Raw genomic sequence first — 17,393 nt, forward strand, 5'->3', positions numbered from 1 at the left:
TCGGCTATGGTAACCTTTCTTCGCATTCTCGGACTGCTTGTCATCCTGGCCGTGGTGGCGGTGATCGGCCTGATCTTCTGGCCGCTGAACACCACCGAGGCGGACCGGATTACCCTGGCGCCCGACGTCATGGCCTGGCCCGACGTTCCGGCAGAGGACTATCCCCGGCTGGCCACCATCGCCGCCGATTGCAGCGCCTGCCACACGGCGGATGATGGCGAGCCCTTTGCCGGCGGGCGGGCCTTCCCGACGCCGATGGGGGTGATCTATGCCGCCAACATCACCCCGGACCCCGAGACGGGGATCGGTGACTATAGCCTCGACCAGTTCCGCGCCGCGCTGGTGGACGGCATCCGCGCGGACGGCGCACACCTGTATCCCGCGATGCCCTACGCCAGTTTCCGCAAGCTGGCAGAGCGCGACGTCGAGGCGATCTATCGCTACCTGATGGACAACGTGCAGCCGGTGAACGCGCCCGAGCGCGAGGTGCAGATGACCTTCCCGTTCAACATGCGCTTCGGCGTCCGGGCGTGGAAATGGCTGGCCCTGCCGAAACCCGGCTTTCAGCCGCCCGACGACCCGGTTCTTGCGCGCGGTGCCTATCTGGTCGAAGGCCCCGAACATTGCGGCGCCTGCCATACCGAGCGCAACATCTTCTATATCGAAAAAGGCTATTCCGCCGCCGACGCCGACTTCCTGATGGGCGGCGATCTGAATGGCTGGCCGGCACCCGCCTTGCGCGGCCCGGATGGTGCGCCCGCGCGCTGGTCGGCCGAGAACCTGCGGGCCTATCTGCAGGACGGCCGCAACGATCACAACGCCACCGCCGGCGAGATGACGCTGGTGACAGAGCATTCGCTGCAGCACCTTCCCGACAGCGACATCAACGCCATCGTCACCTATCTGCGTCATCTGGCGCCGAATGGTGGCGGGGACGAGCCGCCGCCGCTGCCCGACACCACCGCCGAACGCATGTGGACCGCCGCCGCAGAGGGAGAGACGGCAGCGCTGCTGGCCTCGGCCGATCCGGCCGCGCTGGATCTGGGGGCGAGGCTGTATCTCGACAACTGCTCTGCCTGCCACCTGATCGACGGCAAGGGTGCGCCGCGGGTCATTCCGGAACTCGACGCCAATCCCGTCGTCACCTCGGACGCGACCGAGGGGCTGCTTCAGATGATCCTGCATGGCGACACCATGCCCTCGACCGCAGGCGCGCCGCTGAAACTCGCCATGCCGGGCTTTGCCGACAGGCTGAATGACGAGGAAATTGCGGCGCTTGCCAGCTTTGTCCGCACGGCTTGGTCGAACGCGGCCAGCCCGATCACGGCCGAAGCGGTGTCGGAGTCGCGCGGCGAGTGACGCCGCGCAGATTGCCGACCTGCCTTGGGCGCAGGTCGGCAGCTGGCGCGCTCGCGCCGCATCTTCCGCCGTCCGGACTTGGCCCGGTGGCGGCCGGGTCTCGCGCGAGCTTTCCGACCGTCGCAGCGCGTGACCCCGGATCAGAACAGGCGCCGGTCGGTAAGGAGGAAATCATGGCCATCCGGCTTGAACAGATGCACCCCGCCGTTGTCCACTTTCCCATCGCCACGCTGCCCCTGGCGGTGGGTGCGGACCTGCTGGGGTCGCTGACCGATAACCCCTCGCTGCGCAGCTTCGGCCGCGGCGCGATCGCCGTGGCCGCCGCCGGCACGGTCGCCGCCGCCGTCACCGGCCTGATCGCGGGTGAAGAGGTCAATGTCGAAGGCCCCGCCCGCGACAAGCTGATGACGCACCGGAACCTGAACGCTGTGGTGACATTGGCCGCCACCTGCATGGCGTTCTGGCGCGCGAACAACGATCGCCCCGGCGCAGGCTATCTCGCAACCGGCGTCGCTGCCCTGGGAACGCTGGCCTACACCGCCTATCTGGGTGGCCAGCTGGTCTATGAAACCGGCGTCGGCGTCGGCCCCGCAGGCGGCGTCTACCGCGAGGACGCGCCCACGTTCGGCCCGCAAAGCCCGGGCCGCTTCATCGAGGCGGCGGCAGAGGATCTGCAGGCCGGCCTCGGCCACCTGATCGACGAGGTCGGCGAGGGGTATCTGGTGCCCTCCATCGCGGGAAAGCAGAACCCGACAAGTTGAACGCATGGGTGGGCCGCTGATTGTCGGCGCCGCGCGTGACGCGGAGAGGCATTTCCCCGACCCTGGGCGAGCGGCTTCGATTCCTCCAATTCAGGAACCATCCGCACGATCTTCGGGTTTCGTTGATGCACCAATTGGAAACCGGATCAGCGCCTCGCAGTCGAGGCCAGTCGGCATGGGACCAGATCCCGCCCGGCGCATCCGATCCGGCCCGGCCGCAGAGCGCCGGTAGCGGCCAGCCTCCCTGTCATGACCCGGCGCCCATCGAGAAGGAGAGACGATATGAGACCCCTCACGACAATCCTTGGCACGGCCGCAGCGCTGGTGGCCCTTGGCGGGGCCGGCATGGCCCAGCAGAGCGACGGCACCTGGCGAGCCGATCTCGCGCCCCTCAACGCCGAGGCGGCCGGCGGCGAGGCTGGCGGCACCGCGACTCTGGCGGTCTCGGGCGACACGTTGACCATCACGGTGGACGCCACGGGGATGCCGCCCGGAATCATGCACCTCCAGCATTTCCACGGCTTCACCGAGGGCGACGACGCATCCCGCTGCCCGTCACCCGAGGCTGATGCCAATGGCGACGGCGTCATCGACCTGATCGAAACCGAAGCACTCGCCGGGACGACCATGGTCCCCTTCCATGACGATCCGGTCAGCATGGCCATCGTCTCCGACAGCTATCCGGTGGCGGCGGACGACGGCACCTATCACTATGAACAAAGCGTCCCGCTCGCCGACCTCACCGCGGCGTTCAGCGAGGCATTCCCTGGTCAGGAACTCGATTTCGAGCGCCGCGTCGTGTTCCTGCATGGCGTCGCCGAGGACAGCCAACTGCCGGATACCGCCCAATCGCTCGGCGACGTGCCCGCGCATGTAACGCTGCCGATCGCCTGCGGAGAACTGCGGAAGGCGGAGAGCTGATCAAGGGACGGGATGGCGGCGACTCTCGGCGTCGTCACAATACCCGCGTCGGGAGATTTCCCGGAAGATCAGTCCAAAGCAGAGGGCGGTGGCGTCTGCGCCACCGCCTCGCAAAGGTGACTAAGAGCTGAACCTTAATGCCGATGCTCCGGCAGATCCGTCAGCTGGTCCTTGGTCATCGTGGTGGTGGCGTGGACGTTGCCGCTCTCGTCGCGCATGAAGTTGAGGTTCGCGACCGGAAGCGCCACCGGCTTCGCGCCGATCCCGAGGAAGCCGCCGACGTCGACCACGACCTGTGCCGACGGGCCGGTGCCGTGGAAATGCGAGACGTCGCCGATATGGCTATCGTCCGGGCCATAGACATTGGCGCCTTCCAGATTGGCCGAGGTCAGCTCTTCGGGGCGAAGGGGCGTATGCTTGGAATGATCCATCATGTTCTCCTGAAATTCTGGTTGCTGTCGCTCGATCAACGGGCGGCGGGCGTTCTGCGTTCCGTTCCCGCAGTGAATGCGGGCTCCGGGGCAGCGGCGGTGGCTGCCTCTGCGGCTGAAAGCTGCGCTGATCCGCGCAGCCTTTGGCGAGGCGTCAATGAATCCGATCGCGACACGGCCAGCCGGTTAACACGACGGCGAGGAGCGCACGCCGCTCCCACCCTCCCACGTCAACCGGACCCACGCGGCGACAGCATCCCGGCCTTTCCGCCCGTCCGCGCCCCTGCCGGAATGCGGGTCGCGCGCAGCATCCAGCGCATCAGCGTCGGGTGCAGCATCCCCCCGATGGCGGCTTGTGGGAACGGCGCCACCAGTGCCCGCGACAGCAGCGTGCTGCGGCGCACCTGCCCGGATAGGTCGCGGGCGAGGCGCTGCTGATACGCCTCGGCCCTGCGCCCGGCCGTGAAGAACGTCGCCGCCTGACGCGCGCTGTGAAGGGCGAGGGACATGCCCTCGCCGGTGAAGGAGGGGATGACCGCGGCCTGATCGCCCAGCCGCCACACCCCCTCGCTTTGCCGCTGCACGAGACCATAGGGGATGGCGGCGATGGCGAGGGGCCGGGCGTGCCAGGGCGTGGCACCGCTCAGCCGGGCCGCGAGGCCGGGGCAGGTTTCGCGAAGATGGGCCAGCAGCGCCTCCCACCGGCCACCCATCGCCGTGAAGGCCGCCTTGTGGATGACGAGGCACAGATTGGCGCGGTCGCCCTCGACCATCTGCAGACCGGCATAGCCCGAGGGGAAAAGATGCAGCTCGACGGTGCGTTCGAGGCTGCGCGAGTCGGCCAAGCGCCAATACATCTTGAACCCGATCATGTCCGGCTGCGGCCCCGGCGGTCGCCGCCAGCCGCGCAGATCGTGCTTGCCGGTGGCCAGAAACAGGTCGGGCGCCCACAGCGTCTCGCCCGCATCGGTGCCGACCTTCCAACCCGCGCCGGACCGCCGCAGCGTCGTGGCGCGAATGCCGCGCTGGATGCGGGCGCCCGCCGCTGCGGCACCGGCGAGCACCGCCTCGTCCAGCACCCGGCGGGACAGGCTGAGACCGGTGAAGGCGAGCGGGGTCGCGCCTCGCGATTGCCGCCGCTCCACCGCGACCGTCTCGATGGGCACGGCGCCAAGTGCGGCGAGGTCTATACCCAGCGCACGCAGCTCATCCTGCGCCTCGAAGCTGAGGAATTCGCCGCAGACCTTGTCGTGCGGCCCGCGCTCGCGTTCCAGCAATTGCACCTCGTGCCCGTCGCGGGCGAGCCATGTCGCCGCCGCCGCGCCGGCCAGCCCGCCACCGATGATCAGGACCTGCGGCATCAGACCGGCCTGATCCGGCTGACGCAGAGGCGAAAGGGGAACCAGCGGCGGATCTGGACGCTGTCGAGCGGTATTTCGGCTGCCCGGATCAGGGCGCGCCAATCCTCGGCGACAAAGCTGCGGGCGATGGAAACCGGGCCGTCATGGCGCACGAAGAGGTGCAGGCGCAGCGCGGCCGCCAGCGGCCCGAAACCGCGATGCGAGACGGGGTGGCGGTGCAGGTCATTGACGAACCAGCCGATGGCCGCCCGATCCTCCAGCCAGCGCAGAAAGCGGATCACATCTGCATCCGCCAGATGGTGCGTGAAGAGAGAGCTGACGATGACATCCGCCCGCCCCGGATGGTCGAAGACGTCGCCGGTCTGCCAGCGGATCGCGCTGTCCGGGCGCGCCTCTTGCGCGGCACGGGCCGACCAGGGGCTGAGGTCGAGGCCCGTCAGCTCGACCGCCACGCCCTTGCGCGCCGCCCATCCCTCGACCGCGCGCAGCAGATCGCCATAGCCGCTGCCCACGTCCAGAATCCGCAGCGAGCGGTCGACCTGCAGGCGTCCCGCCTGTCGCAGCGCGTCGAGGAAGGACAGCGTCGGCCGATAGCCGAGCGACAGCCGGTTGACCCGCGCCAGATCGCGCAGGCAGCCGCGAAAGGTCTGGTAATCGACGTCGTCGGCGTCCATCAACTCGGGTTCGGTCGAGCGGCGGGACAGGTCGCGGGCCATCTGACGCCTCACCCGGCTGCAGTGAACAGCAGCGTCTCGGCCGTCAGGCCGGGGCCGAAGGCCATGGCGCAGCCGCGCTGGCCCGGCCGCGCGCGGTCCATGATCCGGTCGAGAACGAAGAGGATCGTCGCCGACGACATGTTGCCGAAGCGCCGCAAGACCTCGCGCGACTCCGCCAGCGCTGCCGGGTCAAGCTCAAGCGCCGCCTGCACCGCATCGAGGACCGAGCGCCCGCCCGGATGCACCGCCCACAGGTCGATCTCTGCCACGGTCGCACCGTCCAAAATTCGGTCGCGGTCCAGCCGCAGCGCCGTGGCGACCGAGGCCGGCACCTGCCCGGACAGGAACATGTCGAACCCCTGATCGCCCACGGTCCAGGTGATCTGCTGACCCGCTTCGGGCAGCAGCGCGGCGTGGAACCGGTCGAGGCTGAGACCCGTCGGCTCGGCCGAGATCAGGGCGGCGGCACAGCCATCGCCAAAGACCAGAAAGCTCAGCACCTGTTCAAGATTGCCGGTCTGCTGCAGGTGCAGGGTGCACAGCTCGACGCAGACGACCAGCACCCGCGAATTGGGCTCGGACCGCACGATGTGCCGGGCCAGCTTCAGCGCGTTGATCGCCGCATAGCAGCCCATGAAGCCGATCACCGTGCGCTCGACCGAGGGGTCGAGGCCGCAGCGTTCGACCAGTTGCAGGTCAAGCCCCGGCGCCGACAGCCCGGTGCAGGAGACGGCGATGACATGGGTGACTTCGCTTGCCCGCGCGCCCAGTTCCAGCCCGGCCACGGCCTCGACCGCCAGATCCGCCGCGAAACGCTCGAACAGCCGCATCCGCGCGCCGGTCGAGGGGAACGCGCCCTGTTGGTAGATGCCTTCCGCGTCCACCGCATCCGGCCGATCCCCACCGGCAGGGGTCAGAACCGACCAGCGATGCTCGATCTGGCTTCGCTGGACCAGCCGCTTGAAGACCGGCAGGCTGCGGTCGTCGAGCAGCCCTTGGGCGAAATCGATGAAGGTCTGATGGACGTCATTCGCGGGAACGGCAGTCGATACGCGGTTCAGAAAAACGTCCATGGGCCTCGTCTCGTGCAGGGAAAGGAAAGGGCGATGCGGGGAAACCTCGGGTCGGGCGTGGGAAGGCGTCAACGCGCCAGCGCCCGGATCGCTCCGCCTTCGGCGGCGTTTTCACGGAGTTATGACCTCGGTCCAGCCTGTCAGCGGACGGCGGGCAAGGGTCGGGCGCGTCTTCTTTGTCGCGCGGTGGTTGCCCCATCGACGCGCTGGCCTCCCGAGACGTGCAAGACGCCGAGATAGATCGCGGGCACGACAACGCCCATCAGCAGCGCGGCAAAGATGATGTCGCTTAGGAAATGGCCGCCAAAGGCGATCCGCAGGATCGAGCCAAAGGCCGCGTAAAGGCTCGCAGCGGTGACAACCGCAAGGCGACCGCGCCAGCCGCAGCGGGGCCATAGCAGCAGCACCGCGATCAGCGCCACGCAGGTCACCGCGCTGCCCTCGCCCGAGACGAAGCTGCAATTCGACAGGCACTCGTGCGAGGGCAGCAGCGGCGATGAGAACAGGTGGTGGCCGCCGAACTCTACGATCTCGCGCGGGCGGGCGCGGCCCCAGAAGGTCTTGAAGATGCCATTCGCGACTAGCCCCGGCCCCAGCGTGTAAGCGAGCAGGGCGAACCCGATCTCGGCGTTCGTCAGCAGCGGCGACGCTGGCTTGAGCAGGTTGCGGATCAGCACAAGCGCGAGCCCGAGGATGGCACCATCGCTGGTCGCGATAAACGCATAGCGCAGCGCGATCCAGGGCGGGTCGTGGGCAATGGGAAAGCCCGCGGCATCGCCGAACAGATGGCTCGCGGCCAGATCGGCGCCGGGGAACAGGGCGAAGAACAGGGCAGCGGCCAGTAGCCCCAGCAGGGCGGTTTCGATCATGCGTCGGGCGAGCAGGTGGGTGGGCATAAGATCCTCATCAGCGGCGGGTCCCGCCATGCCGCTGGTCTGCGCCCGGCAGATGACGGGCGGCTCGGGGGCAGATTATTTTTCTGTAATGTCGGGGGGTGCGATGCGCGCAGGCGCGCCGTCAGGCGGGGCGCATGGCGGTATCCGTGTTCTGCACGGACGGATCGGACCGGCGGCCGGTGGGGCAGTTGGCGCCTGACCCATATCGCCCGTCCCCACACCGGCCTCGCGGGAACCTTACACACAGGTAATCCCGCGGCGATCTGTCCGTCAGACTGCATCGCCATCTTCAATTCACCGGCAGGCAGGACGCCCGCCGCAGCAAAAGGAAACCGACCCATGACACGCAGACCCATCACGCTTCTGGCCGCAGCCCTCGTCTCGACCGCCGCCCTGTCCGCAGGCGCCGCCTTCGCCGACAGCGACCAGCAGGAAATCACCCTGTTCCAGAACGCAGCCCATGACATGCGCGCCGCCATCGCGACCGCCGAGGACGCCACCGGCGGCAAGGCCGTCGAGGCCGAGTTCGACGAAGACGACGGCACCGGCATGTGGGAGGTCGAGACCGTCGCCGGCACCCGCCGCGCCGAGGTCAAGATCGACGCCACGACCGGGGCGGTGGTCAAGACCAAGGATAAGGGCGACATCGCCGACAAGGATCAGCCGGTCACGCCCGACATGCTGGGCGCGCCGCTGGCCGATCTGGTGACGAAAGCCGAGGCCGCCGGCGGCGGCAAGGTCATGTCCATCGACTATGAACACGGCAAACTGGCCGGGATCGAGGTCGAGATCGTCAAACCCGATGGCAGCCTGCAGGAGTTCATGATGGACCCCGCCGGTGGCACCCTGACCCCGCTGACCGCAGGGCAGGATGAGGACGAGGCTGGCGAAGCGGCTGCCGAGGGCGCAAACATGGGCCAGACCGCCCCGGGCGGCGGCGCCGGTCCCGCCGGCTCTGGCGGCTGACGCGCGAACACGGAACAACCGCCGGTCCCCAAGGGGGCCGGCTGAACAGGCGAGGGACCATGCGTATCCTGGTGATCGAGGACGACCCCACCACCGGCGACTATATCCTGCAGGGGCTGAGGCAAGAGGGGCATACCGCCGATCTGTGCCGCAATGGCCGCGACGGGCTGATCGCGGCGCAGACCAGCGATTTCGACGTGCTGGTGGTCGACCGGATGCTGCCCGATCTCGACGGGTTGTCGCTGGTGCGCACGCTGCGCGCGGCAAGGAACCTGACCCCGGCCCTGTTCCTGACCGCGCTTGGCGGCATCGACGACCGGATCGAGGGGCTGAACGCCGGCGGTGACGACTATCTGGTCAAGCCCTTCGCCTTTGGCGAGTTGTCGGCGCGGATCAACGCGCTCGCCCGCCGACCGCAGCTGCGCGAGGCCGAGGTGGTGCTGGCCGCCGGCGATCTGCGCATGGACCTGATCCGGCGCCGCGTCAGCCGGGGCGACGTCGAGATCGACCTGCTGCCGCGGGAATTCGCGCTGCTGGAATGTCTGCTGCGCCGCAAGGGGCGGGTGCAGACCCGGACCATGCTGCTCGAGGCGGTGTGGGATCTGGGCTTCGATCCGCAGACGAATGTGGTCGAAAGCCATATCTCGCGGCTGCGGGCCAAGATCGACAAGCCCTTTGCGACCGAGCTGATCCAGACCGTGCGCGGCGCGGGCTATCGGATCGACGCATGAACCGCTGGCGCGCGATCTGGCGCACCACGCCGATGCGGCTGACGCTGCGGCTGGTGGCGCTGTTCGTGCTGGTCAGCCTCGCCACCTTTGCCGCAGCCTGGTGGCAGAGCAACAAGACCCTGCTGGATGCCACGGAAACCGTTCTGGAACAGGAAATCGCCGAGCTTTCGGCGTCGCAGCAGCCCGACGGCATCGCGCGCGCCGTCCGCGCCGTCGCCGCCACCGCCGATCCAGACCATCTGATCCTGCGCTATGACGGGCCGAACGGACCGGTCGGCAACTACCTCGGCCCGCTGCCGCCGGGCGACCTGCGTCAGGCGGTGCTGGAGGATGGCGGCAACGACATCGACGGCACCTATATCCTGCGCAGCGCAGAGGTCGCGGGCGGGCTGCTGACGGTCGGACAGGATGCCGACGCGCTGGAAGAGCTGCGCGAGGTCTTTGTCCGCGTGCTGCTGTTCGCCATGCTGCCGACGGCGCTGATCGTGCTGACCGGCGGCATGCTGATCGCGCGGCGCGCGGCCAGCCGCTCAGCCACGATCGAGGCGACGCTGGCGCGGCTGACGGCGGGCGACTGGGCCGCACGGCTGCCGCCATTCGACGGCCCGCCGGACGATCTCAGCCGCGTGGGGGCGGGCATCGACCGGCTGGCGGCGGCGCAAGAGGCCTCGGTCGCCGCCTTGCGACAGGTGTCGGCCGACATCGCGCATGACCTCAAGACCCCGATCCAGCGGCTGTCGGTGCTGCTCGACCAGGCGCGGACGCTCTCGCCCGATCTTGCGCCGCTGGATCGCGCCGGGGCCGAGATCGAGGGCATCGTCGCCACCTTCGAGGCCCTGCTGCGCATCGCGCAGATCGAGGGCGGCGGCTCGCGCGCCCGCTTTGCGCCTGTGGCGCTTGGCCCGCTGGCGCAGACCATGGCCGATCTGTATGACCCGGCAGCGGAGGAAAGCGGGCATCGGCTGACGCTGGTCCTGCGCGATCCGGCGACGATCAGGGGCGACCGCACGCTGCTGGGGCAGGTCATCGCCAACCTGCTCGAAAACGCGCTGCGCCACACCCCGCCCGGCCCCGTCACCGTCACCGTCGAGGGCGCCACCCTGACCATCGCCGACCGCGGCCCCGGCATCCCGGACAGCGAGCGGCAGTCGGTGAGGCGCCGCCTGTATCGGCTGGACCGCAGCCGCTCGACCCCCGGCCACGGCTTGGGGCTGTCGCTGGTCGACGCCATCGTCAAGCTGCATGGCGGCACGCTGGAGCTGTCCGATCATGACCCCGGCCTGCGGGCGACGGTGCGGTTCGATGGGGCGCGGTTATGAGCGCGATCCGTCGCCCGGGCCTTGCAGGTCAGGCCGCGTCTGGATGAGCTTTGCCAGCCCCGGCTGCGGTGGCTAATTGCGCGACTCAGGTTGGTTTGGTATCAAGATAGCCTGCGGCCCGACCGCTGATGGAGACCCCGATCACCATTCCCCGCAACACCGTCTGCATCTGGTATGACACCGAGGCCGAGGCGGCCGCGCGCTTCTATGCCGCCACCTTCCCCGACAGCCATGTCGGTGCCATCCACCGCTCGCCCATGGACAACCCCGGCAACAAGGCGGGCGAGGTGCTGGTGGTTCACTTCACTGTGGCGGGCATCCCTTGCATCGGCCTGAACGGCGGGCCGATCTTTCCGCATAGCGAGGCCTTCTCGTTCCAGATCGCGACCGACACGCAGCAGGAAACCGACCGCTACTGGAACGCCATTATCGGCAATGGCGGGCGCGAGAGCGAGTGCGGCTGGTGCAAGGACAAATGGGGCGTCAACTGGCAGATCACGCCGCGCACCCTGACCGAGGCACTGGCGGCGGGTGGTGAGGAAGCGCGCCGCGCCTTTGCGGCGATGATGACGATGCGGAAGATCGACGTGGCCGCTATCGACGCCGCAAGGCGCGGGTGACGCGGCAGCCGGTTCGGACGGCGTAGAGGTGGCAGCCCTAGGCTGGAGCCATGGCTAGATCGAACCCGGTGAACGATCCGTCTCGCCCTGAGGGCTGAGGGCAGCGCGGAAGTCGCCATCGGACGACGCTTCAGCACCGTTCATCCCGCCGACAGACCGGCTGCGCCCGCCGCGCCATTCGCTGCCCTCAGCGCGGCATCTGCGCGAGCAGCTCTTCGTCGATCGCTTTTGCCGCCTTGTAGGCCGGGCGTTCGACCAGGCGGGCGCGGTAGGCGGTGAGGGCGTCGCGCTCGGGCAATGTCTTGAACTGAAGCCCCCAAACCACCGCGCTGCCGACATAGACGTCCGCCATGGTAAAGCGCGCACCGCAGACGTGGTCGTGAGTCTGGAACCAGTTCTCAAGCGCGGCCACCGTCCGATCATAGCTGCCGAATCCGACCATGATCTGCTGTTTCTCGGCAACCGCCCACCCCATCGCGCGGGCGGTGATCGCCTGCTCCAACGGGCCGGCGGCAAAGAAGAGCCAGCGGAAATAATCGGCTTTCTCGGCGTCGCTGGGCAGCAGTTCCGGCCTCTCGGCCTCGGCGAGGTAATGGCAGATCGCGGCCGCCTCGGTGACGACCCGGTCGCCGTCCGAATGGTGGTGGATGAGCGTCGGCACCTTGCCCATCGGGTTGGCGCGGATCAGCGCCTCGGGCTTGTCCTGCCACGGGACCATGACCGGATGGTAATCCGCCTGCGCCTCATGCAGCGCCCATCGCGCGATCTGCGCCCGGCTCATCGGATTGAAGAACAGCGTGTAATCGGCCATCTGGACCTCGCCTGACAAAGCTATGGCAGCAAGCACCGGCGCGATGACGTCGCCCGCCGCCGGCTTGCGCGGCTACCAGCCGCTGCGAACGCGCATCAGCTCTGCGTCCGAACCTACACGATTCGCTCGTCCGGGTCGATCATTTCGACCAGCATTTTGGTGAACGCGTCGCCCAGAAGCGAGGGCGCCAGCGACAGCGGGCGGACGAGCGAGACATCGACCCGGATCGACGGCCGCAGTTCCTTGATGATCAGATCCTGCGACATGGCGTTCGCGATGAACGGGTTGACCACCCCGACCCCCACGCCTGACGCCACCAGCGCGCAGATCGTGATCGAGGAATTGGTCTCGATGGCGGTATTTTCCGGCGCGCCCAGCCGGCGCAGGAACTCTCGCAACCGGATGACCATATCGTCGGAATCGTTCAGCAGGATCATCCGGTGTTCGGTCAGATCTTCCAGACTAACCCAGTCCTGCTGCGCCAGCGGATGGTCTGGCGGAACGATGCAGACGGCAGAGGTCGTGGCGATGACAAGGCTTTCGAACTTTGACGGGTCGACCTTGCCCGTGGTCACGGCCAGATCGATCAGGTTCTGCACCAGAAGCTCGGCCAGCTGATCGGTCGGCAGGGTCTGAAGGCCGACGAAGGTGCCGGGAAACTGGTCCAGAAACCGCTTGAACACCCGTGGCAGCAGACCAGAGGCGAGCGTGGGCGTGCTGCCGACCCGCAGCACCCCCGCGCCCGATTTCCGCAGAACGCCGACTGCCGTTTCGATCTTTTCCAGTCCTTCGAAATGCCGCCGCAACGATTCGTAAAGCTGCTGCCCTTCCCGCGTCGGGCGCAGTCTGCCTCGATGATGCTCAAACAGTTTCAGCCGGGTCGCGCGCTGAAAATCGGACAGCTTGCGGCTGATCGAGGGCTGCGTGGTGTTCAGAAGCGAAGCGGCGCTGGTGGTGGTCCCCGTCTCCATCACCGCCTTGAACGCCTGAATCTGGCTGAAATTCAATGGTCTTACCACGATGCGTCTCCGTGCCGGTCCGGGGGAGTATACCAGATGCGTATGGATATGTAGAGAAATAACATTATCCAGCATCCCCGCCGGCGGCTACTGTCACAGCCAACAGTTCGGTCATGACACTTTAACTTTCGAGGTATCCGTGAACCCAAGCCCTGATCTGTCGCGGTCTCCGTCGGATGAACCCTGTCCCGTAAAGCGGATAGGACGCGATCCCGGACACCACTTTTTCGGCTATTACGACAAGACCAACTGGGGGGCGCAGGACCGGCTTTTGCTGGGTCACCGGGTCGCTGATCGCGATTTCGAACTGACCCCCGAAACCGTGGCCGAGATCGGCTATTACGAGATGGCCGACGACAGCATCTTTCATGTCATCGGCTCGACCACGGCCTGGAACTGGCAGATGGGCAGTCAGCTGCAATGGCTGGATGCGACGGCCGGGCAGCGGCTGATCTATAACGTGCGGGCCGAGGGTGAGCTGTATCCCGGCTTTGGGTCGGTGATCCATGACCTGGAAACGGGCGAATCCCGCCTGCTGCAGACGCCGATCTCTGTCGCCGCACCGAACGGGCGCTACGCCGTGACGGTCGATTATCAGCGGCTGTATATCACCCACCGAACCATCGGCTATGTCGGCGAAAACGGTCCAAAGCGCGACCTGCCGCTGTGCCCGGACGATGACGGCATCCACCGCGTCGATCTGGAAACCGGCGAGACGCAGATGCTGATCAGCTATGCCGGGCTGAAGGCGCTGGATCACCGGCCGTCGATGGACAAGGCCATCCATTGGGTCAGCCATATCGAGATCAACCCGTCCTCGGACCGTATCCTGTTCCTTCATCGCTGGACCGAGCGCGTCGAGGATGAAACCTGCTTCCTGCATCGGCTGATCACGATGAACCCCGATGGCAGCGATGTGCGGATTCTGGAGTGTTCCGACCACCCGCTGCCGCAGCTGGCCGAGGATTTCGACCCCACCCAGGTCGGCACCTTCGACTATGAGAAATCCGAATACCAGATCTCGCACCCGCTGTGGCGCGATGACCGTCAAGTCATCGTCTGGGGGCCGCATGACGGGTCCATCCACTATCATCTGTATGAAGATGCGGATGACGGACAGGTGACGATCATCGGCAAGGGCATTCTGACCGAGAACGGGCACATGACCTATTCCCCGGTCGACACGCGCTGGCTGCTGACCGACACCTATCCCGACCCGGTGACCAATGAACGGGTGCTGATCCTGTTCGACGTGGACAACAACGTCCGCCACGATGTCGGCAGCTTTTACGCCGACCCGGCATTGACCAAGGACAACCGCTGCGACCTGCATCCCCGGTGGAGCCAGGACGGCCAGCGTGTCTGCATCGATTCCATGCACCAGCATGAGCGTCAGATGTATGAAATCGACGTTTCGTCGATCGTGAATAGCTAGGGAGGAAGAAGATCATGAAAATCATGAACAAAATTATGGCGGGGCTGCTGTTGGCCGGCGCTTCGGCCATGCCGGTGATGGCGGCGGATTTTCCGGAAAAGCCGGTGACGATGATCGTCGCCTATTCCCCCGGCGGCGGGAACGACACCGTTGCGCGGCTGATGGCCCAGCATATCGAGCCCTATCTGGGCACGCGCATGGTCGTCGAAAATCAGGCAGGCGCCGGCGGACAGGTAGGTTTCACCCGGCTGGCGCGGGCCAAGAATGACGGCTACACCATCGGCCTGCTCAGCGCGCCGTCGATCTTCATGATCGAACTGCTGCGCGAGGGCGTCGCCTTCTCGCAAGACGACTTCCAGCCAATCGCGAACATCCAGTCGGACCCGATCCTGCTGACCGTGAACGCCGATTCCGACCTGACCGATTTCGCCGCGCTCAAGGCGGAAATCGAAAGCAAGCCGGGCAGCGTCAACATCGCCGGCGATGGTCCGCAATCCAACGTCCACCTGCAGGCAGCGGCGTTTGAAAAGACGCTGGGTCTGGACATCAACTTTGTCAGCTACGCCGGCTCCGGCCCCTCGGCCACGGCGCTGCTGGGCAATGAGGTGCGGGCGGCGCTTTTGACGACCAGCTCGGCGCTGCAATTCGTCAATGCCGGCAAGGTCCGGGCGCTGGGCGTCTTCTCGCCGGAGCGTCATCCCAGCCTGCCGGATGTGCCGACGATCAGCGAGCTGACCGGCGAGAACATGCCCGGCGTCGGCACCGCCATTCGCGGTGTGGTCAGCCCTGCCGGCGTCGATGCCGACCGCGTCGCCCATCTGTCCGGCGCGTTCGAGCAGCTTTTGCAGGATGAGGCCTTCATCGCCGCCGCCGACAACGCCGGGATCGTGCTGACCTATATGGGCGCCGAAGAGTTCGCGGGCCTTCTGGACGAGACCATGGCTGACACGCGCCAGTTCATCACGCTGATGGAGTGATCGCTGTGGAAAACGAAACCTCTGCCGGCTCGCCTCTGGTCACGCGTGACAGGCTGTTTTCGGCCATCATGCTGATTGCCGGTGTCTTTCTGGTCGGCGAGGCGTTTTCCTATTCTTACAACTCGTCGATCTTCCTGCGCGTCATGGCGGTTTCGCTGGCGCTGGGGGCGGCGGTGCGGCTTTTGCTGTCCTTCCTGCGTCCGTCGTCTTCGGCGTCGGGCGCAGGGGCCGACAGCGTGGCCCCTGCCGCGACGGTCCTGATCCTGCTTCTGGGCTATGTTGCGCTGATCGGCGTGGTGGGCTTTTTCCTGTCCACCGCGATCTTCTGTCTGGCGGCGCTGGTCGGGTTCGGCCGCAGGTTCAGCTTGTCCTATGTGCTGATTTCGCTGGGCATCGCGGCCTTTATCTTTGCCCTGTTCTTTGCCGCTCTTGGCGTGGCGCTGCCGGACAGCACGCTCGACCTCGACCGCCACTTGATGATCTTCTGAGGGGACGCTGGCGATGCTTGACGGAATTACCATCGGATTTCTGACCGCTGTGCAACCGGCGATGCTGATCGCGGTGCTGCTGGGCGTGATCGGCGGCGTCTTCATCGGCATGCTGCCGGGCCTGACCAGCACCATGGGCGTGGCCCTACTGATCCCCGTCACCTTCGCCTTTCCACCAGAGGTCGGGCTGGCGCTGTTGGGCGGGATCTATCTCGCCTCGACCTTCAGCGGGTCGATCAGCGCCATCCTGCTGAACATCCCCGGCACCCCGTCCGCCGTGGCGACCTGTCAGGACGGCTATCCGATGACCCAGCAGGGTAAGGCCGGTCGGGCCATCGGGCTGTCGGTCTATGCGTCCTGTCTGGGCGGGCTGTTCAGCACGCTTGCGCTGCTGTTCCTGGCGCCCGCGCTGTCTGCCTTTTCGCTGATGCTGGGCGCGCCCGAATATTTCCTGCTCGCCGTTTTCGGCGTCACCATCATCGCCTCGTTGTCCGAGGGCGATCTGCTGAAAAGCCTGCTCAGTGGCGTGCTGGGCCTGATCGTCAGTGTCGTGGGGATGCACCCCATGACGGGCGAGATGCGGCTGACCTTCGGGATGCCCTCGCTTTACGACGGCGTGCCGCTGGTGATCTCGCTGATCGGCCTCTATTCCGTCCCCGAGGTCATCAGCATCCTGTCGGACAGGCAGGCGCGCGACGCCGACAACACCAAGAGCAGCTTCAGCGGCGCCTTCAAGACGCTGAGGGATGTGCTGGCGGACTGGCTGAACCTTGTGCGCTCCAGCGTGATCGGCACGCTGGTCGGGATCGTCCCCGGCGCGGGGTCGAGCATCGCCAGCTTCATCGCCTATGACGCGGCCAAGCGCAGTTCCAAGACGCCAGAAAAGTTCGGGCATGGGTCGGAAGAAGGTCTGATCGCGGCCGAGACCGCCAACAACGCGGTGACGGGCGGCTCGCTGGTGCCGCTGATGACGCTGGGCATTCCCGGCAACGCGGTGACGGCGGTGCTGATGGGCGGGCTGATCATTCACGGTCTGGCACCCGGCCCGATGTTGTTCGAGAACACGCCCAACGTGGCCTATGGCTTTATCTTCAGCCTGTTTTTCAGCAACATCTTCTTTGTCCCGGTGGGGCTGATCATCGCGCGCTACTGCGTCCGCGTGATCCTGTTGCCGGAAGAGATCCTCGCCACCGCCATTCTCGCACTGGCCACCATCGGGGCGTTCGCCATTCGCGGCCAGATCGGCGACGTGGTGATGATGACCGGGATCGGGTTCATCGGCTACATGTTCTCGGTCTTCGGTGTGCCGCGCGCGCCCATGGTCCTGGGTCTGGTCCTTGGGACGATGGCGGAATCGAACCTGTCGCGGGCGCTGACGCTGGTGCAGGGCGATGCCGGTGCGCTGCTGATGCAGTTCGTCACGCGGCCGTTTTCGCTGGCGCTGGTGCTTCTATGCGCGCTGTCGATCTATTTCGGGTTGCGGAAGCCGAAAGGGGCGTGAGGAGGCTG

18 protein-coding genes are annotated in these 17,393 nt (G+C 66.7%); 11 read left to right on the plus strand and 7 right to left on the minus strand.

Annotation, left to right across the window (positions count from 1 at the left end; translation table 11 throughout):
- The first annotated feature begins 6 nt into the window (after positions 1 to 6).
- From CYR75_RS13265 to CYR75_RS13275, 3 genes are all read left to right on the plus strand, one after another.
- Complete coding sequence (locus tag CYR75_RS13265; protein WP_101500473.1) at positions 7 to 1,359, plus strand: cytochrome c; 1,353 nt, start codon at positions 7 to 9, stop codon at positions 1,357 to 1,359.
- 173 nt (positions 1,360 to 1,532) lie between these two features.
- Positions 1,533 to 2,120 (plus strand): DUF2231 domain-containing protein, encoded by a 588-nt coding sequence (locus tag CYR75_RS13270; protein WP_101500474.1) that lies wholly within the window; start codon positions 1,533 to 1,535, stop codon positions 2,118 to 2,120.
- A gap of 282 nt (positions 2,121 to 2,402) precedes the next feature.
- Positions 2,403 to 3,041, plus strand: coding sequence for a hypothetical protein (locus CYR75_RS13275; RefSeq protein WP_101500475.1), 639 nt, complete (start codon positions 2,403 to 2,405; stop codon positions 3,039 to 3,041).
- A 134-nt stretch (positions 3,042 to 3,175) separates the two neighbouring features.
- On the opposite strand, the gene CYR75_RS13280 is transcribed toward CYR75_RS13275, so the two are convergent.
- From CYR75_RS13280 to CYR75_RS13300, 5 genes are all read right to left on the minus strand, one after another.
- The gene (locus tag CYR75_RS13280) at positions 3,176 to 3,475 is read right to left on the minus strand and encodes a PRC-barrel domain-containing protein (RefSeq protein WP_225972734.1); all 300 of its coding nucleotides are present in this window, start codon (positions 3,473 to 3,475) and stop codon (positions 3,176 to 3,178) included.
- Between the two features lie 227 nt (positions 3,476 to 3,702).
- Positions 3,703 to 4,833, minus strand: coding sequence for an NAD(P)/FAD-dependent oxidoreductase (locus CYR75_RS13285; RefSeq protein ID WP_101500477.1), 1,131 nt, complete (start codon positions 4,831 to 4,833; stop codon positions 3,703 to 3,705).
- On the minus strand, positions 4,833 to 5,561 hold the full coding sequence (locus CYR75_RS13290) for a methyltransferase domain-containing protein (RefSeq protein ID WP_225972735.1): 729 nt from the start codon (positions 5,559 to 5,561) through the stop codon (positions 4,833 to 4,835). The genes CYR75_RS13285 and CYR75_RS13290 overlap by 1 nt, the downstream gene beginning before the upstream one ends.
- A complete protein-coding gene (locus CYR75_RS13295) occupies positions 5,558 to 6,622 on the minus strand; it encodes a type III polyketide synthase (RefSeq protein ID WP_101500479.1) in 1,065 nt (354 codons plus the stop codon). The genes CYR75_RS13290 and CYR75_RS13295 overlap by 4 nt, the downstream gene beginning before the upstream one ends.
- A 140-nt stretch (positions 6,623 to 6,762) precedes the next feature.
- Positions 6,763 to 7,518, minus strand: coding sequence for a phosphatase PAP2 family protein (locus tag CYR75_RS13300; RefSeq protein WP_158644658.1), 756 nt, complete (start codon positions 7,516 to 7,518; stop codon positions 6,763 to 6,765).
- 339 nt (positions 7,519 to 7,857) lie between these two features.
- On the opposite strand from CYR75_RS13300, the gene CYR75_RS13305 reads away from it, so the two are divergent.
- The 4 genes from CYR75_RS13305 to CYR75_RS13320 all read left to right on the plus strand — a co-directional run bounded on the left by CYR75_RS13305 (position 7,858) and on the right by CYR75_RS13320 (position 11,154).
- Entirely contained in the window at positions 7,858 to 8,484 is a 627-nt protein-coding gene (locus CYR75_RS13305) for a PepSY domain-containing protein (protein ID WP_101500481.1), read from the plus strand.
- Positions 8,485 to 8,543: 59 nt separating this feature from the next.
- Entirely contained in the window at positions 8,544 to 9,215 is a 672-nt protein-coding gene (locus tag CYR75_RS13310) for a winged helix-turn-helix domain-containing protein (protein ID WP_101500482.1), read from the plus strand.
- The gene (locus CYR75_RS13315) at positions 9,212 to 10,534 is read left to right on the plus strand and encodes a sensor histidine kinase (protein WP_101500483.1); all 1,323 of its coding nucleotides are present in this window, start codon (positions 9,212 to 9,214) and stop codon (positions 10,532 to 10,534) included. Before CYR75_RS13310 ends, CYR75_RS13315 begins: the two co-directional genes overlap by 4 nt.
- 140 nt (positions 10,535 to 10,674) lie before the next feature.
- A complete protein-coding gene (locus CYR75_RS13320) occupies positions 10,675 to 11,154 on the plus strand; it encodes a VOC family protein (protein WP_192876723.1) in 480 nt (159 codons plus the stop codon).
- Between the two features lie 187 nt (positions 11,155 to 11,341).
- Here CYR75_RS13320 and CYR75_RS13325 read toward each other — a convergent pair whose 3' ends face one another.
- Both CYR75_RS13325 and CYR75_RS13330 read right to left on the minus strand, forming a co-directional pair.
- On the minus strand, positions 11,342 to 11,965 hold the full coding sequence (locus tag CYR75_RS13325; protein WP_101500485.1) for a glutathione S-transferase family protein: 624 nt from the start codon (positions 11,963 to 11,965) through the stop codon (positions 11,342 to 11,344).
- 113 nt (positions 11,966 to 12,078) lie between these two features.
- The gene (locus tag CYR75_RS13330; RefSeq protein WP_101500486.1) at positions 12,079 to 12,984 is read right to left on the minus strand and encodes a LysR substrate-binding domain-containing protein; all 906 of its coding nucleotides are present in this window, start codon (positions 12,982 to 12,984) and stop codon (positions 12,079 to 12,081) included.
- A gap of 139 nt (positions 12,985 to 13,123) precedes the next feature.
- On the opposite strand from CYR75_RS13330, the gene CYR75_RS13335 reads away from it, so the two are divergent.
- Genes CYR75_RS13335 through CYR75_RS13350 form a run of 4 tightly spaced genes read left to right on the plus strand, consistent with a single transcriptional unit; the run spans position 13,124 to position 17,385 of the window.
- Positions 13,124 to 14,419, plus strand: coding sequence for a hypothetical protein (locus CYR75_RS13335; protein WP_225972736.1), 1,296 nt, complete (start codon positions 13,124 to 13,126; stop codon positions 14,417 to 14,419).
- A gap of 14 nt (positions 14,420 to 14,433) precedes the next feature.
- Positions 14,434 to 15,396: a Bug family tripartite tricarboxylate transporter substrate binding protein gene (locus tag CYR75_RS13340; protein WP_101500487.1), complete on the plus strand. Its 963-nt coding sequence runs from the start codon at positions 14,434 to 14,436 to the stop codon at positions 15,394 to 15,396.
- Positions 15,397 to 15,401: 5 nt separating this feature from the next.
- Positions 15,402 to 15,884: a tripartite tricarboxylate transporter TctB family protein gene (locus CYR75_RS13345; protein WP_158644659.1), complete on the plus strand. Its 483-nt coding sequence runs from the start codon at positions 15,402 to 15,404 to the stop codon at positions 15,882 to 15,884.
- Positions 15,885 to 15,897: 13 nt separating this feature from the next.
- Positions 15,898 to 17,385 carry a tripartite tricarboxylate transporter permease gene (locus tag CYR75_RS13350; RefSeq protein ID WP_101500489.1) on the plus strand — a complete coding sequence of 496 codons (1,488 nt, stop codon included), beginning with the start codon at positions 15,898 to 15,900 and terminating at the stop codon, positions 17,383 to 17,385.
- Positions 17,386 to 17,393 lie beyond the last annotated feature (8 nt).

Origin of the sequence: Paracoccus jeotgali (genome assembly GCF_002865605.1) — a bacterium.
Classification (GTDB): domain Bacteria; phylum Pseudomonadota; class Alphaproteobacteria; order Rhodobacterales; family Rhodobacteraceae; genus Paracoccus; species Paracoccus jeotgali.